This is a genomic window from Pseudomonas sp. 2 (genome assembly GCF_056627435.1).
Map to the genome: position 1 here is coordinate 177,858 of NZ_JBWXNG010000013.1, position 17,971 is coordinate 195,828.

The 17,971-nt window shown below is 63.5% G+C and carries 12 protein-coding genes; 3 read left to right on the forward strand and 9 right to left on the reverse strand.

The window, feature by feature from the left end; all coding sequences use genetic code 11:
- Positions 1-50: 50 nt before the first annotated feature.
- Genes AC1MEK_RS21290 through AC1MEK_RS21300 form a run of 3 tightly spaced genes read right to left on the reverse strand, consistent with a single transcriptional unit; the run spans position 51 to position 5,919 of the window.
- The gene (locus AC1MEK_RS21290) at positions 51-1,544 is read right to left on the reverse strand and encodes an efflux transporter outer membrane subunit (RefSeq protein WP_480398250.1); all 1,494 of its coding nucleotides are present in this window, start codon (positions 1,542-1,544) and stop codon (positions 51-53) included.
- Positions 1,541-4,747, reverse strand: coding sequence for an efflux RND transporter permease subunit (locus tag AC1MEK_RS21295; RefSeq protein ID WP_480398251.1), 3,207 nt, complete (start codon positions 4,745-4,747; stop codon positions 1,541-1,543). Before AC1MEK_RS21295 ends, AC1MEK_RS21290 begins: the two co-directional genes overlap by 4 nt.
- A complete protein-coding gene (locus AC1MEK_RS21300; protein WP_480398252.1) occupies positions 4,744-5,919 on the reverse strand; it encodes an efflux RND transporter periplasmic adaptor subunit in 1,176 nt (391 codons plus the stop codon). The genes AC1MEK_RS21295 and AC1MEK_RS21300 overlap by 4 nt, the downstream gene beginning before the upstream one ends.
- A gap of 219 nt (positions 5,920-6,138) precedes the next feature.
- Between AC1MEK_RS21300 and AC1MEK_RS21305 the strand changes: the two genes are divergently transcribed.
- Positions 6,139-7,071, forward strand: coding sequence for a LysR family transcriptional regulator (locus AC1MEK_RS21305; protein ID WP_480398253.1), 933 nt, complete (start codon positions 6,139-6,141; stop codon positions 7,069-7,071).
- Between the two features lie 80 nt (positions 7,072-7,151).
- Here AC1MEK_RS21305 and gloB read toward each other — a convergent pair whose 3' ends face one another.
- The 3 genes from gloB to AC1MEK_RS21320 all read right to left on the reverse strand — a co-directional run bounded on the left by gloB (position 7,152) and on the right by AC1MEK_RS21320 (position 9,258).
- A complete protein-coding gene (gene gloB / locus AC1MEK_RS21310) occupies positions 7,152-7,934 on the reverse strand; it encodes a hydroxyacylglutathione hydrolase (protein WP_480398254.1) in 783 nt (260 codons plus the stop codon).
- Positions 7,935-8,040: 106 nt separating this feature from the next.
- Positions 8,041-8,652 carry a glutathione transferase GstA gene (gene gstA / locus AC1MEK_RS21315; protein ID WP_480398255.1) on the reverse strand — a complete coding sequence of 204 codons (612 nt, stop codon included), beginning with the start codon at positions 8,650-8,652 and terminating at the stop codon, positions 8,041-8,043.
- 39 nt (positions 8,653-8,691) lie between these two features.
- The gene (locus AC1MEK_RS21320) at positions 8,692-9,258 is read right to left on the reverse strand and encodes an OsmC family protein (protein WP_480398256.1); all 567 of its coding nucleotides are present in this window, start codon (positions 9,256-9,258) and stop codon (positions 8,692-8,694) included.
- A gap of 247 nt (positions 9,259-9,505) precedes the next feature.
- Between AC1MEK_RS21320 and AC1MEK_RS21325 the strand changes: the two genes are divergently transcribed.
- On the forward strand, positions 9,506-10,351 hold the full coding sequence (locus tag AC1MEK_RS21325; RefSeq protein WP_480398257.1) for an oxidoreductase: 846 nt from the start codon (positions 9,506-9,508) through the stop codon (positions 10,349-10,351).
- A gap of 30 nt (positions 10,352-10,381) precedes the next feature.
- On the opposite strand, the gene AC1MEK_RS21330 is transcribed toward AC1MEK_RS21325, so the two are convergent.
- The 3 genes from AC1MEK_RS21330 to AC1MEK_RS21340 are packed head-to-tail and all read right to left on the reverse strand — an operon-like array spanning position 10,382 to position 17,732.
- Positions 10,382-12,055 (reverse strand): ABC transporter ATP-binding protein/permease, encoded by a 1,674-nt coding sequence (locus AC1MEK_RS21330; protein WP_480398258.1) that lies wholly within the window; start codon positions 12,053-12,055, stop codon positions 10,382-10,384.
- Entirely contained in the window at positions 12,052-14,868 is a 2,817-nt protein-coding gene (locus AC1MEK_RS21335; protein ID WP_480398259.1) for a M16 family metallopeptidase, read from the reverse strand. Before AC1MEK_RS21335 ends, AC1MEK_RS21330 begins: the two co-directional genes overlap by 4 nt.
- A gap of 29 nt (positions 14,869-14,897) precedes the next feature.
- Positions 14,898-17,732 (reverse strand): TonB-dependent receptor plug domain-containing protein, encoded by a 2,835-nt coding sequence (locus AC1MEK_RS21340; RefSeq protein WP_480398260.1) that lies wholly within the window; start codon positions 17,730-17,732, stop codon positions 14,898-14,900.
- 32 nt (positions 17,733-17,764) lie between these two features.
- On the opposite strand from AC1MEK_RS21340, the gene AC1MEK_RS21345 reads away from it, so the two are divergent.
- A partial coding sequence (locus tag AC1MEK_RS21345; protein ID WP_480398261.1) for a hypothetical protein occupies positions 17,765-17,971 on the forward strand: 207 nt, incomplete at its 3' end.

Here is a 17,971-nt window from a genome sequence, read left to right on the forward strand (position 1 = left end):
ACCGAGTGCGTTCACTCGGCCGGGTTATCGTTGAATGTCAGGGACGGCTGCTAGAGATTGGCGGTGTTCCAGCCACCGCCCAGTGCGCGAATCAAGTCCACGGTGGCCCGGGCACGTTCACCTGTGGCCTGGATCAACGTCTGTCGATTGCGCAGCAGGGTGCGTTGGGTGTCGACGATCAGCAGATAGTCCACGTCGCCCTCGTCAAACCTGACTTGCGCAGTGCGCGCCACACGCAATGCGGCGTCCTGAGCCGAGCGCTGATGGACAATGCGCTGGTCCAGGGTTCGCATCGATGACAGCGAGTCCTCGACCTCGCGAAAGGCCTGCAGCACGGTCTTGCGGTATTCAGCAACGCGTTGCTCGTACAGCGCGCGAGCGCGGGCCAGATCGGCATCGCGCCGCCCGCCATCGAAGGTCGGCAGGTTCAGCGCCGTGCCCACCAGCGGGCCCAGCAGGAAGGTGCGTTGCGACCAGTTCGTGAGGTTGCCCAAGTCCTGCGATTCGTACCCCAGAACACTGGTCAGGGTGAGCGCGGGAAAGAAGGCTGACCGGGCCACCCCTATACGCGCATTTTCCGCTGCCATCGCGCGCTCGGCGGCGGCAATGTCGGGTCTGCGCTCAAGCAGCGTCGAGGGCAGGCCCGCTGGCGGTTGCACGGCGATGGTCGGCAGGGGCGCGGGCTCCAGGGAAAAGCTGCCGGGTGCTTTTCCGAGCAAGGTCGCCAGCGCATGTGCGGCCAGCGCGTATTGCTGATCGACGGCCGCTTGCTCGGAGCGCGCCGAGGCAAGCTCTGTGCTGGCCTGGTCGACAACGAAGCTGGCGACATCGCCGCCGGTGAGCCGTTGCTCCAGCAACCGTTGAGCATGTTCACGCAAGCTGACGGTTTCGCGGAGCAGGCTGCGCTCATCCTCCAGTTGGCGAAGACTGTAATACGCTCTCGCCACGTCGGCTTGCACCACCAACAGCAGCTGGTGGGCCAGAGCCTGCTGTTGCGCTGCGTCTGCCTGCGCCGCCGCGATACTCGCCGAGACGCGTCCGAAGAGGTCAACCTCGTATCCCATAGTCGCTTGAGCGCGCCACAGGGTCTGGGTGGTGCCAGACGCGCCGTCGCCATTGCCTTCAGCAGCTCCAGAGGTGCGCTGACGAGTAGGGCCAAAGCCGGCATCAAGGGTAGGTGAACGTGCGGCTTCGCTGCGGGCGGTCAAGGCGCGTGCCTGCTGCAGGCGGGCCATCGCGATGGTGACGTCAGGGTTGGCCTTGAGTGCTTGTTCTTCCAGATCCATCAAGACCGGGTCGCCCAACAGCTTCCACCATGGAGATGCGGGTTGCAGTTCACGTGGCTGCGCGGGGTGCCATGTACCAGGCTCCTCGGAGGCCGATAGCGCTTGGGTTGCCGTTGCGCCCGCTTCAGTGAAGTTCGTCGGGACGTCCAGTTCCGGGCGCGATTGGCTCGGCGTCAGGTTGCAGGCGGCCAGCAGCGCCGTGACCAATGCCACCGTCAACGGACAGGCAGCGTTGCGCAATGGGTGATGAGTGCTCATGTCCGGCTCTCCACGGGTACGTTTTCAGGGTGAAGCGCAGCCAGGGTAGGCGCTTGGTGCTGCGCAGCCGAATGCAAGGGCCTGCCTTTGCTCACGGCCCTGGCCAGGACGTAGAACAGCGGGGTGAGGAACAGGCCGAACAGCGTCACGCCGATCATCCCGAAGAACACCGAAACGCCCATCGCCTGACGCATCTCGGCGCCTGCGCCGCTCGACAGCACCAGCGGGATCACGCCCATGATGAACGCCGTGGAGGTCATCAGGATCGGCCGCAGGCGCAGGCGGCTGGCCTCGATGACGGCCTTGAGCGTGGGCACGCCCGAGATCTCCAGCTCGCGGGCGAACTCGACGATCAGGATGGCGTTTTTCGACGCAAGACCAATGAGCACGATCAGTCCTATTTGCGTGAAGATGTTGTTGTCACCGCCCGTCAGCCACACGCCCAGCAAGGCTGAAAGAATGCTCATCGGGACGATGAGGATGACCGCCAGTGGCAGCGTCAGGCTTTCGTATTGCGCGGCCAGCACGAAGAACACCAGCAGTACGCACAGGGGCAGTATCCAGATCGCAGAGTTGCCGGCGATGATCTGTTGGTAGGTCAGGTCCGTCCATTCGAAGCTCATGCCGGCCGGCAGCGTCTGCGCGGCGATGCGCTGGATCGCCGCCATGGCCTGGTCTGACGAGTACCCCGGCGCGGGGCCGCCACTGACGTCTGCGGCAGTGAAACCGTTGTAGCGCACCACCTGATCCGGCCCATAGGTCTGGCTGATCCGTGCCAATGAAGCCATAGGGATCATGTCGCCGGTGGTGCTGCGCACATGCAGCTGCCCGATGTCGTCAGCCTTGGCGCGGAACGGGCCATCGGCCTGCATGCGCACCTGATAGACACGGCCCAGGTAGTTGAAATCGTTGACGTAATACGAGCCCAGGAACGCTTGAAGGGTGTCGAAGATCGCCGGGGTATCGACCCCCAGCTGTTGGGCTTTGGCGCGATCGATGTCGACCTTCAGTTGCGGCGTGTTCACGGTGTAGGTTGAAAACAGCGGGCCCAGCTCCGGCGCTTCCGAGGCTTTTTTGATGAAGGCCTGGGTCGCGCTGTAGAGCGCCTCGTAACCGAGGTCGGCGCGGTCTTCGATCTGTAGCTTGAAGCCCCCCAGCGTGCCAAGGCCGAACACCGGAGGCGGCGGGAAAATCCCGGTGAAGGCATTGCCGATGGTGGCGAACTCGCGACCCAGATCGGCCGCGACCTGATTGGCGCTGATGCCTTTGCGCTCGGCAAACGGCTTGAGCAGGACAAAACTCAGCGCGGTGCTGGAACTCTTGGTCACTGCGTTGATCGACAGCCCGCTGTAAGCCGATGTGCCCATGACGGCAGGGTGTTTCAGGGCGATTTCGTTCATGCGGTTCATGACCGCTTCAGTGCGGTCGAGCGTCGAGCCTTCCGGCAGCTGGGCCAGGCTGACCAGATACTCCTTGTCCTGTGCCGGGACGAAACCGCCGGGGACATGCCCGGTCAGCCATGCGGTGACACCCAACAGCGCCACATACACGATCAGCATCGCGCCCTTGCGCTTGACCAGGCCGCCGACGCTGGCGCCGTAGCGCTCCGAGGCGTGATCGAAGCTGCGGTTGAACCGCGAAAAGAAACGCCCGAACAGTTTCTGCGTCACGCGGGTCACCGCATCAGGTGCCTCGTTGTGACCTTTGAGGAGCAAGGCCGACAGAGCGGGAGACAGGGTCAGCGAGTTCACTGCCGAGATCAGCGTGGAAATGGCGATGGTCACGGCAAACTGCTGGTAGAACTCACCGGTCAGTCCGCTGAGAAATGCCAGCGGCAGAAACACGGCCGAAAGCGTCAGGGCAATGGCGATGATCGGGCCGCTGACTTCACGCATGGCCTGGTAGGTCGCCTCGCGCGGGCTCAAGCCGCAGGCGATGTTTCGCTCCACGTTCTCGACCACCACGATGGCGTCGTCAACGACGATACCGATCGCCACCACCAGGCCGAACAGCGACAGGGTGTTGATCGAATAACCGGCCAGCAGCAGGAAGGTAAAGGTGCCGACGATGGAGATCGGCACCGCAAGCAGCGGGATGATCGAGGCCCGCCAGGTCTGCAGGAACAGGAACACCACAAGGACCACCAGCGCCACCGCTTCGAGCAGCGTTTCGATCACTGCATCGATACCGCTTTGTACCGCGCGGCTGGGTTCATAGACGACGCGATAGATGAGGTCTTGCGGAAAGTCCTTCGCCAGTTCTTCCATGGTGCGATGCACCTCGCGGGAGATTTCCAGCGAGTTGGCGCCCGGTGCCTCCTGAACCGCGACCGCAACGGCAGGGGCATTGTCCAGCGTGGCACGAAGGCCGTAATCCTCGGCGCCCAGCTCGACGCGCGCGACATCGCCAAGACGCGTGATCGCACCCTGGGCATCGGACTTGATGACGATGCTTCTGAATTCTTCAGGGGTCTTGAGGCGGCCATCGGCGTTGACGTTAAGCTGGAAGGCAGTGGAGGACGGAGTAGGCGAGCTGCCCACGGCGCCCACCGCCGCTTGAATGTTCTGACGGCGAATGGCGTCTGCGACGTCGTTGGCACTCAGGCCGCGCTCGGCCAGGGCGGCAGGGTTCAGCCAGACCCGCATGGCGTAGCCGCCAGGGCCCCAGATCGACACTTCACCGACACCGGCGATGCGTGCCAGACGATCCTTCACATGAAGGATGGCGTAGTTACTGACGTAGTTGTTGTCGTAGGTGCCCTTGGGGGAAACCATGTGCACGGCGATGGTGATCACCGGCGAGCTCTTGACCGCAGTGACCCCCAGACGCTGAACGTCTTCGGGCAGCCGCGCCTGAGCTTGGGAAACGCGGGTCTGCACGAACTGTTGCGCCTTGTCCGGGTCAGTGCCCAGCTTGAACGTCACGGTCAGGTACAGGTGACCGTCGCCGCTGGCTTTGGAATCCATGTACAGCATGTCCTGCACGCCGTTGATCGATTGCTCCAGGGGCGCAGCGACGGTCTCGGCAATGGTCTTGGCATTGGCGCCCGGGTATTGCGCATGCACCACCACCGACGGCGGGATGACCTGCGGGTACTCCGACACCGGCATGTTCAAGGATGAGACGATGCCCGCCAGCAGGATCAACGCCGACAGCACACAGGCGAAGATCGGGCGATCGATGAAAAACTTCGAGATGTTCACGACTCACCTCCCGGCGCTTCGCTGGCAGAAGCCGTGGAGGCTTTTGCAGACACCGGCGCGACTTCAGTACCCGGCGGGGCACGGAAAGCCCCGTCGACAACCACTCGGCTGCCCGGCTCGATGCCGCTTCGCACCACCCGTTCGCGACCGTGCAGAGCACCCAGCTCCACAAAGCGCCGCTCGACCTTGTTCTGCGCGTTGATCACCAGCAGGTACTTGCGGTCTTGATCAGTGCCGACCAGCGCATCGTCCACGGTGACCGCGGTGTAGGGCACGGCGCTTTGCAAGCGGATGCGTGCTTGCAGTCCAGGCAGCATCTCGGGGCTGACCTGCTTGATCAGCGCCCGCACGCGCACGGTGCCCGAGCGCGTGTCCATGCGGTTGTCGAGCGACTCGATCACTGCCGGATACGGGAACCCGTCGTCGTTCGCCAGGCCCACGTCGATCAGCGCCTGCGCACCGCTGTGCAACGATGGCGCGATGATTTTCAGGTAACTCTGTTCGTCCAGATTGAACGAGGCGTAGAGCTTGTCGTCGGAGACGATGCGAGTGAGTGGCGCCGAGTCGCCGCCGGCTCCCAATACGTTGCCTGCGGTGATCTCCGCGCGGGAAATACGCCCACTGATGGGGGCGCGAACCTGGGTGTAGCCCAGTTGCAATTGCGCCTGTGCCAGCGCCGCTTCGGCCCCTTTCAAGGCCGCCGCCGCTTCGCGCACCGCGTTGTCGCGGGAATCGAAATCCCTGCGCGACACCGCGTTCGATTCCAGCAACCGGCTGGTGCGCGCCTGCTCGATCCGGGCCAGGCGCCCGCGTTCCTCGATGCCGGCAAGGTTGGCTTGCGCTTGCCTGACTTGAGTCTCATAGGGCGCCGGATCAATGCTGAACAACAGGTCGCCCTGGCGCACATGCTGGCCGGCCTTGAAGTGCACCGTCAGCAAGGTGCCCGCAACCCGTGGGCGCACGTCGACGACGTCCACGGCTTCCAGGCGTCCGGTGTATTGCTGCACATCCGAGACCGGACGCTGTTGAGCGGATTGGTAAGTGACGACCGGCAGGTTTGTGGTCGTTTCGGCGTGCGCGTCCGCGCGGTCACCGAGGAGGGTCGTCCCTGTGGTGACTGCGGAGATTGAAACCGCCAGCCCTGCCAGGTGGGACTTCTTGAATGTTTTCATGAGGGCATGCCCGGTGAAGTGGAAGGACTTCAGTCTGGGCACGCCGACCATGGACATCTAGATCGAAATCTGGCTAATGTTATTGCCTCATTTGGAATTATCCCTGTGAGATGGCTTGGCGAGGCGGAGCGTTCGATCCGTATTTGCTTGGCGGCGCCACGCAACACTCATACTTATTGCCCAAGCGGCAATAAACTTCCCAGGCAGGAGAGCAGCCCAGTGGATCGTTTCCAGTCGATGCAGATTTTTGCCCGTGTGGTCGAAATGCACAGTTTCAGCCGCGCAGCCGACAGCCTGTCATTGCCGCCTTCACGGGTCACCCGCGCGGTCAAGGACCTGGAGACCTTTCTGGGCGTCTGCCTGCTGCGACGCACCACCCGGCATATCAGTCTGACGGCTGACGGCACGCAGTATTACGATCACTGCCGCCGGCTGCTGGCGGATATCGAAGCGGTCGAGTCCAGCTTTCCCGGTTCGGCCGGAACGCCGCGCGGTCGGTTGCGCGTCGACATGACCCTGTCGTTGGCCAGGCTGGTGGTGCTGCCAAGGCTCAAGGAGTTTCAGACGCGTTTTCCCGACATCGAGCTGACCCTGAGCGTGAGCGATCGTACGGTCGAGCTGGTGCAGGAGGGGATCGACTGCGTGATTCGTGCCGGCACACCGGAAGACTCAGCCACCTTGGTCGCCAAGCGAATCGGCGCGTTCGAATGGGTGACCTGCGCTTCGCCCGACTACCTTGCCGCCCATGGCGAGCCCAAGACGCTGGAAGACCTGGCCGATCACTGGGCAGTGGGATATCTGTCGTCGCGAACCGCCCGGACCCTGGACTGGCACTTCGTGGTCGATGGCGAGTACCGCTGCGTCAGGGTGCGCGAACAACTGATCGTCAACGATACCGACGCCTACGTCGCGACCGCTGAGCAAGGGTTGGGGCTGATCCGTGCAGGCAGTTACATGGTGCGTGATCATCTGGCGGACGGTCGGCTGGTACGTGTGCTCACGAATTACAGTTCGCCAGCCGTCCCGCTGTCAGTGCTCTATCCGAAGAATCGACACCTGTCACCGACCGTGCGGGCGTTCGTTGACTGGGTCAGCGAGGTCGTACGCGATGCCCAGGCGAGCTGGCGGTTTGAATCTCCTGTAGCGACCTGACAAGGGATTCTTATCCTGAGTGGAATTATCTATTGCAAAAATCAGGGTTGCCCAGCCGGACCGGGCACTGATGTGTTTGGCTAAAGGAACGCATCCTTCATACGGCGCAGTTGGGCGAAGACCTCCCAGTTGGCGCCCGCCTGGCAATTCAGGCGTCGACGTACGGAATCCTGATCGACGCGCAGAAACGGATTGGCCGTAAGCTCGGTTGCCAGGGTCGAAGGAACCGTCGGCATTCGGGCCTGCCTCTTTTCCTCGATCAGCTTGATCTGCTGGTGCAGGTCAGTGTTGTCCGGTTCGATGGTGAGCGCGAAGCGGGCGTTCTTGGCGGCGTATTCGTGTGAGGAGTAGATGAGTGTTTCCGGCGGCAGCGACCTCAATTTGTCGAGCGAGGTCCACATCTGGGCCGGCGTCGCTTCCTGCACCCGCCCGCAGCCAAGGTGAAAAAGGGTGTCGCCCGAGAAGAGCAGTCCGGCTTCCTTGAACCAGAAGGCGATGTGCCCGATGGTATTGCCTGGCACGTCGATCACCACGGCAACATGCCCGGCGAATTCGATCGTATCGCCACCGACCACGCCTCGATCCAGGCCCGGGATATCATCCGCCTCGGCTGCCGGGCCGATGACCCGCGCCCCGGTTTTGCGCTTGATCTCGGTGTTGCCTGACACGTGATCCCAGTGATGGTGAGTATTGAGGATCAGGTCCACGCGCCTTCCCTCCAGCACATCCAGTACGGGGCTTGCCTCGGTAGGGTCGACCACGGCCAACGCGCCGGTGCGCCTGTCCTCTATCAGGAAAATATAGTTGTCATCGAGCACGGGCAGGACCTGCACCGACAACCCATTGCACTGTTCAGCGATCATCTTGGATTCCTTTAAATAAAGAAGCTCGGCGCTGGTTGAGCGCCGAATGAATGACTGCTGCCGCCAGCCCTTGATCCCGGCTGGCGACAGGCGATCGGCTGAGTGTTCAGCGCGCCGCAAGGCCCTCGGCTGCGCGTGCGGCCTGGACACTGGGCCGTTGCTCCATGCGCTGCATGAAGCGCTCGATGGCCGGGTAGACGGACATGTCGATACCCACGCGAGGTGGCCAGCTCAGCACGTTGTAGAGGTAGGCGTCAGGTGCCGAGAATTCGCTGCCAAGCACGTAGTCGTTGCTCGACAGGTGCGCTTCGACGAAGGCAAACCGTCCTTTGAGATAGTCCTCGGCGTAACGGGTTTTCGCCGCGTCGTCGAAGAACGGCTGGAACATGGTCGACATGCCCTTGGCCAGGTCGGTGGCGATGAGGTTCAGCCATTCCAGCGCGCGATAGCGCTGCTGCGTGCCGAAGGCCGGCAGCAGCTTGAGATCCGGGTACTGGTCGGCGATCCATTGCACAATGACCGCACCCTCGGTAATGAGGTGACCGTCATCGAGCACCAGCGTTGGAATGAAACCTTTCGGGTTCACTTCAAGATAATTGCCTTCAACGGTGGTTTTCGTGGCGAAGTCGACCTTGATCAGATCGAAGGCAAGCGATGCCTCGCGCAGCACGATAGACGGGGACAGTCCGCAGGAGCCAGGGGAGTAATAGAGTTTCATATGTGCTCGAATTGAAAGTTTGAAGTTGCAGGTTGGAACTCAGGCGTCGATGATTTCCAGTCTCTCGACCATGCGGATCGCCTTGGAGAAGTTGGCCAGGTTGACCGACGTTCTTGTCGCCAGCGCGTGCAATTCTTCAACCCGATCACGGCAGGCATCGGTACGCAGGCGCACCACATAACGGACTTCGTCGTAGCCGGGGTTGACGCTGTCGTCCAGGCCCAGGAATCCGCGCAGGTCGAGCTCACCCTCGGTTTCGATTTCAAGGCTATGCAGGGTGATGCCCATGGCGGCGGCATTCGCCGCATAGCCGACCGACATGCAGGCGTTCAGCGCCGCCATCAGCAGTTCCTGCGGGTTCGGCGCCGTGTCCTGCCCAAGCAACTGCGCCGGCTCGTCGGCAGTGATCTCGAAATGCCGTGGGTATTTTTCGCCTCCCAGTTGGTAATGGTCGACGCGCGCCACCGTCCGTGTCTGGCCCTGCCATGTCGTCTTGACGTTGAAGCGAATGGCGCCCTTGGCCGGGTTATCGCGCACTTGCTGCGCGAATTGCTGCAGGGCCCCAACGTTGATGCCGTTGAGTGCTTGAATGCCGTTGTCAGCCATGAGATTTCCTGAACCTGAGTGAAAAAGTGACGAGGGAAAAAGTACCTTCGCGCTCGACGGCCGACTACGCGGTGCGGGTCGAATTCACTGTTCAGCTTTTTGGCAACAATGGCCGGTTCAATGGCATCGGCATGAATGATTTTCCATCGCCCCCTGATAGGAATAGGCAAGGCTTGCAGATGATCCGGCATGGGTGGTGCGGCTGCTGGCCTCTACCATGAGACCCATCAACCAGGAGGACTCTGTAATGAGCAACCGTAAAACCCTGTTCATCACCGGCATCAGCAGCGGCTTCGGCAAGGCACTCGCCAGCGAGGCGCTGTTGGCAGGACATCGGGTCATCGGCACGGTGCGCAATCAGCAAGCGCTGCAGGCATTCGAAGCCCTGTCGGCGGAGCGCGCCCACGGTGTGATTCTGGATGTCACCGACTTCGAGCGCATCGACAGCGTCGTGGCCGAGGTCGAATCCCGCCACGGCCCGGTGGATGTGCTGGTCAATAACGCGGGCTACGGTCATGAAGGGATTTTCGAGGAGTCGCCGCTGGCGGAGATGCGTCGTCAGTTCGACGTGAACGTCTTCGGTGCGGTCGCCGTGACCAAGGCGTTTGTCCCGTATTTCCGTCAGCGCCGCAACGGCCACATCATCAATATCACCTCCATGGGCGGCACCATCACCATGCCGGGTATCGCTTATTACTGCGGCAGCAAGTTCGCCCTGGAAGGGATTTCGGACACCCTGAGCAAGGAGCTGAGCCCGTTCAACATCAAGGTCACCGCGGTGGCGCCGGGCTCGTTCCGCACCGACTGGGCCGGCCGTTCGATGCAGCGCACGCCCCGCAGCATCGCGGACTACGACGAAAGCTTTAACCCCGTTCGCCAGGCCCGCGAAGAGAAGAGCGGCAAGCAGCTCGGCGACCCACGCAAGGCTGCGCAAGCCATGTTGACGCTGATCGACAGCGCCAACCCGCCGGCTCATTTGCTGCTGGGCAGCGATGCCTTGAACCTTGTGCGCAGCAGGCTTGCGCAGGCGCTCAAGGACATCGAGCAGTGGGAGGCGCTGACCCGCTCGACTGATGGCGGTTTTGACCAGTAACCAGATTGACCCGTAAGCGGATTGGGCAGGTCAGGCAGGCGCGGTCTCGGGTTGGCTGTCCAATCTGTGGCAGCGATCGAACAGCCCGGTCAGCGCCGACTGGTGCGTCACGCCCAGCAGCGTGCAAGCGGGCAGGCGCTGGCGCAGGGTCGTCAGCAACGCCTGGGCGCTGCGATCATCCAGCTGGTTGGTGGCTTCGTCCAGGTACAGGGTGTCGGGCGCGTACAGCAAGGCGCGGGCGATACCGATGCGCTGCTGCTCGCCGCCGGACAGCTCCCGTGCCCACTCGACCTGATCTCCCAGGCGTTCGGCCAGGGTGGGCAGTCCCACTGTTTTCAGCGCATCGACCAACGACCCATCGTCCGGTATGACGAGCGACGGGTAGGCCAGCAGTTCGCGCAAGGGCAGGGTCGGCAGGTAAGGCTTTTGCGGCAGCAGCAGGTTGCGTCCGGCGGGCAGTTGCCAGTGCCCGCGGTAGTGTGGCCACAGCCCGTGCAGCGTGCGCAGCAGGGTCGATTTGCCGATGCCGCTTGGCCCGGCCAGCTGCAGCCATTGGCCGGGCGGGGCGTGAAGCTCGACGTTCGACAGCAGTGGGCTGCCGTCCGGACGCAGGATATCCAGCGCCTGGGTGCGCAAGGCCGGGCCCGTCTGTGCGGGCCTGGCCTGGGCGCGGCTGTGATTGATCGCCTGCTCGAACTGGCCCAGTCGCTCCACCGCTGCACTCCAGCGCATCAGTTTGGGGTAGAGCTTGATGAACCAGCTGAGCGAGCCCTGCACGGCGCTGAAGGCGCTGCGAATCTGCATCAGCCCGCCCAAGGTGATGGTCTTGGCTAGAAACACCGGCAGTGCGGCGAACACCGGGATGATCAGGCTGACCCGCTCGTAGCTGACCACGAACAGGCTGAGGTTGCGCTCACGGCCCATCAACTGCCGCCAGTTGCCGGCGATGGCCTGAAAACGCGCGGCCAGGTGCCGGCGCTCGACGGCCTCGCCAGCGTAGAGGGCGATCTGCTCGGCGTGGTCGCGGCGGCGCAAGAGGCTGGCGCGAAAGTCCGCTTCGAAGTGCTGGCGGTCGACGTTCAACTGATGCAGTGGCCGGCCGACCCAGTGGGTAATCAGGCTGCCGGCGAAGGTGTAGAGCACGACGATCCACACCAGATAACCTTCGATCGTGATGCTGTGGCCCAGCAGGGTGAAGGTCTGCACGCCGGACAGTTGCCAGAGGATGCTCATGAAGGCGCCGACCTGCGCCATGTTGATGATGAACGAGGCCACCAGTTCGATGCTCAGATCGACCACCAGGTCGACGTCCTCGGCAATCCGTTGGTCGGGGTTGTCGGGTTCCCCTGCAAGCCCCAGCCGATAGAACGCCTGATCGGCCAGCCAGGCGTCGGTCATGCGCAGGGTCATTGCCTGGCGCCAGCGCAGGCCCAGGTCCTTGCGCAACCAGTCGAGCGCCACCACCACCAGCACGTAGGCGGCCAGATACAGCGCGTACGGGCCCATCAACGCATACAGCGCGTCGGTGTTGAACTCGCCCAGGGTGTCGTAGAAGGTCTTGCTCCAGGCGTTGATCAACACGTTGATCTGCACGATCAGCAACCCCAGGCCGATCACGCTGCCCAGCAACAGCCAGCCGAGCCACTGGCGACGGTCCTGCCAGAAAGGCGCGGCCAGCCGGTAGAACATGCGCAGGCGGTTCATTGTGGCGTGGCTCCCGCGTCAGGCCGTGGTAGCAGGCGCAGCAGCACCTGATTGCGCGGCTCGAACAGGCGGTTCGCCATGGGCTTCAATGCCGCGATGCGGATCGCTTCGGGCAAGGCGGCCTGGGTCGAGAGGTAGCGCGGGTCGCCCCAATGCCGCTCGCTGAGCAGCAGGCGCCGCCACTGGGTGGTGGGGTCGTCGAGGCGTGCGCGTTCTTGGCGGCGCAGTTCGGCGCGGGCCTGCGCGACCCAGGCTGGGCTGACTGACTGATCGAGGTGGGCCAGGGTCTGCCGCGCCAGTGCCCACAGTTCATCCGCGCGGGCCGGGTCGCAGGTAAAACTCAGGTGGCTTTCGATGCGCTGGGTGTCGGGGTTCAGTTCGCTGTCGAAGGTCAGCCGGTAGATGCCGCTGGCTTCGCCACGCAGCCGTTGCTTGAGTTGCTGATTGGCCAGGTCACGCAGCGCGGCCACTTGCGCCGCGGCCTCGGGGGACCAGGGCATGGCGCTGAAACTGTGGGCCTGCAACACGGCTCTGGGTTCCAGGGCGATGGCCAGGTCGCTGCGTCTCTCGCCGGGTTGCTGCAAGGAGCGGGCGGGCGCGGCAGCCGGTTTCGCGGCCGAGCGAGGCAGGTTGGCCAACTCTTCAGCTACGGCCTTTTCCAGCGCCTGTGGCGCGACGTCGGCCATCAGGTAGTAGGTCACTGGCGCGCCGGTCATCTGCTGCCAGTCAGTGAACAGCTCGTCGCCGGTCAGCTCCTGCAACTGCTCGGCATCCGGTGTCTGCCAATGATCGCCGCCAAAACGCAGTTGGCGCAGCGCGGTGGCCTGGCGGTTGCGGATGTCATCCAGGCCGCTGTCGCTGCGTTTGATCAGGTCGGCCTGAGCCTCGCTGAACAGCGTCGGGTCGATCCGGGCCGGTGTCTGGCTCAATCGGTAACTGCGCAACAGGGCCGTCAGGCTGCCTGCGCTGCCGTCACTGGTCACGTTCAATTGCAGGCGGGTGGCGCTGTGTTCGACGCTCAACGGCACATGCCGCTGGTTGCGCCAGAGGCTCAGGGTGTCGGCGCTGGTGCGCGACGGGCCGCTCTGGCTGCCCAGTTGCGCGGCCATCTGCGCACGCCATGGTGCAATGTCCGAAACGTCGTAACCGGCAGGGGAGTCCGCTTGCAGGCGCCATTGGCCGTTCTCGGCATTACGACGCAGCCAGACCAGGCGGTCGCCGTTGCTCAAGGTCCAGTGCTCGACGTTCTGCGCCTTGAACGTACGCCGGGCTGTGATGCTGCCGGGCAGCGGCGGCGAGGTCGGGACGTAGGCAGCCGTGGCCTTTGGCAGGGGCTCGGCGTTCACGGGCAAGGGGGCGGGCAGTGCGGTTCGGGAGATGGCCTGCTGCTCACGCTGGACATCGGCCACGCTCGGTACCTGCACCGCGGTGCGCCCGGGAGCGGTGAATTGAAGGACTTGATCGGGGCTCGACAGCCACAGGCGCAGGCGTGCGTTCAGGTCAGCGCGCTCGATGCTGGCCAGTTCTTCGAGATAGCGCCGGGCAAGCGCGTGCGGGTCGACCACGCTGCGGTCCTGAATGGCGGCATCGTTCAAGGTGGTGACCCAGTCCTCGAAAGAGCGCAGCGTTTCCTTGCCCAGCATCTTGTCGCCCAGCACCTGGATGCGCGCGCGTTCGCGGGTGAGGTCGGCTTCGCTGAAACCATGCTGGCGCAGGCGTTCAAGCTCGGTCAGCAACTGGCGCAGGGCCGTGTCGTGGGCGTTGCCTTCCACCGCTGCCGCCACGCCGAGCACGCTGGAGCGCTCGCCGATCAGGGTCTTCTGCACCGCCAGGCTGCGTACGCCTGGCGGCAATGGCTGAGCACGCAATTCGGCGCTCAGCGCAGCGAGGGTCATGCGATCCAGCAGGCGTTCGCGAATACCGTTCGGCGTGGTGCCGCGGCTGTCCGGTTCATGCAGGCGCAACAGCAGCGAAACCTGGTTGCTGCCGGTTTGCGGGTCTTGCAGGCGGAAGATTTTCAGCTGCGAATCCAGCACCAGTTCGCGCTGCTCGCGGCTGGGCACCGGCTTGGCGACTGCGCCGCCGAAGGCCTGTTGCACTTGCTCAAGCATGGCCTGTGGCTCGAAATCGCCGACCACCGAAAGAATCATGTTGTTGGGCCGGTACCAGCGTTGCTGAAAGCGCGTGAGCTGGGACAACTGCGCGGCGCGGATCGCGGCTTCATTGCCGATGGTGCGATGGGCCGGGTAGCGCGAGCCGGTGCGTTGCGAGGCGGTGCGCTGTTCGTTCATGCGCTGGGCAACGCCCAGGCCGCCACGCCATTCCTCGATGACGATCGGCCGTTCGCGTTCCAGGTCCTCGGCCGTGTAGTCGGCGGCAAACACCAGTTGCGCCAGTTTCTCCAGCGCCTGGGGGGCCTGGGCACTGCCGGCGGGCGGGCTGAGCAGATACTGAGTGCGGTCGTAGTTGGTCACCGCGTTGTAATTGCGTCCCTGCACCCAACCCAGTGCGCTCATCTGCTCGCGCAGCGTCTGTGGCTGGCCGGCGCGGCTGCGAAAGGTCAGGTGTTCGAGCATGTGCGCCACGCCCACCTGATCGTCGTCTTCGTCCACGGAACCGGCGCGCACGGTCAGGCGCAGGTCCAGGCGCGAGGCCTGGCTGCTGTCACGCACCAGGCGGTATTCCAGGCCGTTGGCCAGTTGCCCGCGGAGCACATGGGCGTCCCATGGCAGCGGGGCCTGTTCAGGTGCCGGTGCAGACGCGCAGGCGCCCAGTAACAGCGGGCCGAGCAGGCCCGCGATCATCTTGTTCATCAGGGTATCCACGGTAGGGGAAGGTGGGATCAGAAGCGGTAGCCGACTTCCAGCCAGTACTGGCGGCCGATCTCGTAGGAGGTGGAGCGGGTGCTGGAACTGCTGACAATCTCGTTGACGTGGTCGGTGACGTTGGTCACGTCGACGGCCATGAACAGCGCCTGGTCCTTGCCGGTGGGGATGTCCCAGTTGACGCGCATGTCCCAGGTCGGCGCCGCTTTCACCTTGGCGGTGTCGTACACGGCCAGGTCGTCGTTGCCGACGGTCGCGGTGTCGCCCGTGTCGATCAGTTGCTCATAGGCGCCGCGATAACGCAGGAAGTTGCTCAGGGTAATGTTCCACTGGGGGATCTCGGTGATGGTGGTCAGCCGCGCGGTCCAGGGGCGGTTGAAGTCGCTGGCCGGCAACTCGCTGTAGGCAATGCGCTTGCCTTTGTAGAGCACGTCGTTGTCGGCGTACTGGTCGGCGTCGATGCCTGAGTCGTAGGTGCCGTACGCGTCCTTGGATTTCGACCAGTCCAGGGCCAGTTGCACGCTGGTGTGGGTGCCCAGCCATTTGAGTTCCTGCAGCGGCGTGACACTCAGGGTGATGGTGTCGCTCTCGCTGGAGCCCTCGTTGGTGTAGGTGTAGTAGATGCTGTCGTAGCCTTCGGCGGCCTGCAGCCCCTGCACCCGGGACGAGGCGCGGACGATCTTGTCCTTGCCTTCGCGGTGCACGTACTTGAGGCGAAAGTCGGTGTCGAGCCAGCGCTGGTCCAGGCCCAGGGTCCACTCGTCATCGTAGGGCACATCGAGGCTGCTCAGCTTGTTCAGGTTTTTCACCTGGGTGGCGCTCCAGGCGCCGGTCTCGCTGGTGCGCAGGTATTGCGTGTTGAGCCCCTGACGGCCATCGGCAAGACGGTACTTGAACAGGTTGCGCCCGTAGTAGCGGTTGGCGCCGAACACCAGCACGCTGCTGCGATCGCCGAAGAAGTCGTAGTCACCGGCAAAACGCGGCGCCAGGTTCTGCTTGTCCATGTAGTCGTCGCCTTCGAAACGCAGGCCGGGGCGCAGGCCGAGCTTGCCGATCTGGATGCTGTCCTGCAGGTAGAAGGCGTACTTGTTTTCTTCCATGTCGATCTTGCCCGCGCCATAGACATAGCGCGAGGTGGCCCACTGGCGGGTGTTGCCATTGAGCAGGGTTCCCTCGGAGCACAACGTGTCGCCACTGGCGCAGGTGCCGTTGTCGCGCCGCGACATGGTGGCCGAGGTGGCGGTGGTCGGGCGCTCCCAGGTGGCGCGGGTGTAGGTCAGGTCCATGCCGCTGACCAGTTGGTGGGTGGTGCCGGCGAACTGGAACGACTGCCAGTCGGCCTTGAGCCCGTAGGTGACGCCTTTCTGGGTCTGCTCCAGGTTGCCGAACGAGCCGATGATGCTGCGCGAGGTGTTGCTGACCGGGTTGCCCCAGTTCTTCACCGAGGAGTAGTACCAGCTGATCAGGTCACTGGATTGCGAGTCCCGCGAGCTGTTGAGGTCGGTCATCGCCAGCGTGTGGGTCCAGCGCGCGTTGTCGCCTTCCCAGGTGGCCTTGAGCGAGCCCTGCCAGCCACCGTTGATGTTGGTGAATTCAGAGTCCCGCGCGTTGGCGCGGAAGTAGCTGTTCTCCTGGGGCGCCTTGACGAACGAGCCATCCAGCGTCAGCCGGTCGTTGACGTTCCAGTAGGTCTTGAGCATGTAGTTGTCGAGCTGGCGGGTCTGGTCCTGGCGGTTGTCGCCATTGGGGCTGTTGTAGCCGCCCTCGTAGCTGTTCAGCGGAATGGTCGAGCGCTTCTGCGAGAAGCTGACGATGGCGCCGAAGTCCTCGGTGATGTGGCCTTCGAGCATCCCGCGCAGGGTGGTCTTCTCGAATTCGGGCTGGTATTGCTCGTTGGAGGCGTTGTCGAAGCTTTCCTTGTCGTCTTCGGTGATGTGGTAACGGGTCCAGGCCGAGCGGCTCATGGCGTACGACACCTTGCCGTGCAGGTCCTGGGTGGGGCGGCGGGTGATGGCGTCGACCACGCCACCGTTGAACCCGCCGTACTCGGCCGGCACGTTGCTGTCATAGACCTTCACTTCCTGCAGCAGGTCGGCGTCCAGCGCGATGCCGTGGGAGCGGCTGGGCGCGGCGTCGAACTGGCGGGTTTCGCTGTAGCCGTGGGCGCCGGGGTCCAGGTCGTTGTTGATCGAGATGCCGTCGATCATGAAGTTGTTCTGGTAGAACTTGGCGCCGTTGATGCTGATGTCGGCCGGGTCGATTTCCCCCGGCGTGTTGGAATTCTGCTGGCTGGAACTGAACTGCACGCTGGGGTGCATCTGCAGCAGGGTGGTGATGTCGCCGTTGGCGCCGGGAAAGGCCTGGATCGCTTTCTGGTCGATGACCGTAGCGCCCTGGTAGGTGTTTTCCTGGGTGTAGCCGAGCACCACGGTGTTGTGCAGCTCCACCGGTTCGCCCGCTTTGGCTTCGGTAGGCTGGCGGTAGAATTCGACGCTGTCCTGGGCGTAGTTCCAGCCGATCCCGGTGCCCTGCAGCAGGCGCGAGAGGGCGACTTCAGCGCTCAGGCTGCCCTTGACGCCGGCAGAATTCAGACCGCTGACCAGACGCGGGTCGACGCTGATCTGCACGCCGCTGGCCTGGCCGAAAGCGATCAGTGCGCTGGCCAGGTCCTGTGCGGGAATGGCGAATTCGTGGACTTGCGCCAGGGTGTGGGTTGGCGTTTCGAGGGTCAGTTCCTGAGCCTGGGCATGCGGCAACACAGTCAACGCGCAGCAGGCGCCGAGCAGGCTGGAGCTGGCTGTCCGGGTCAGGCGTTTCCAACCCTTGGACGGCTGGTGGTAGAGGTAAGGCATACAGCATCCCCGCGCCGGAAATCCGGCAAAAATTGAATACGAATAAATCTCAATTGCTGCGCGCGGAGGAGAAGACGGGGCAGGTCGGGGGATTTTCAGAAAATAATGAAAATATTTTTAAAGTGGGGTGGGGAGGGGGTGACTGGGGCAAGATCAAGATCAAGATCAAGAGCGTTCTTCCTAACGTCAGATCTGTTTCGACTTCGTCGAGTTACTTGGAAAAGTCGGAATGCCGCACC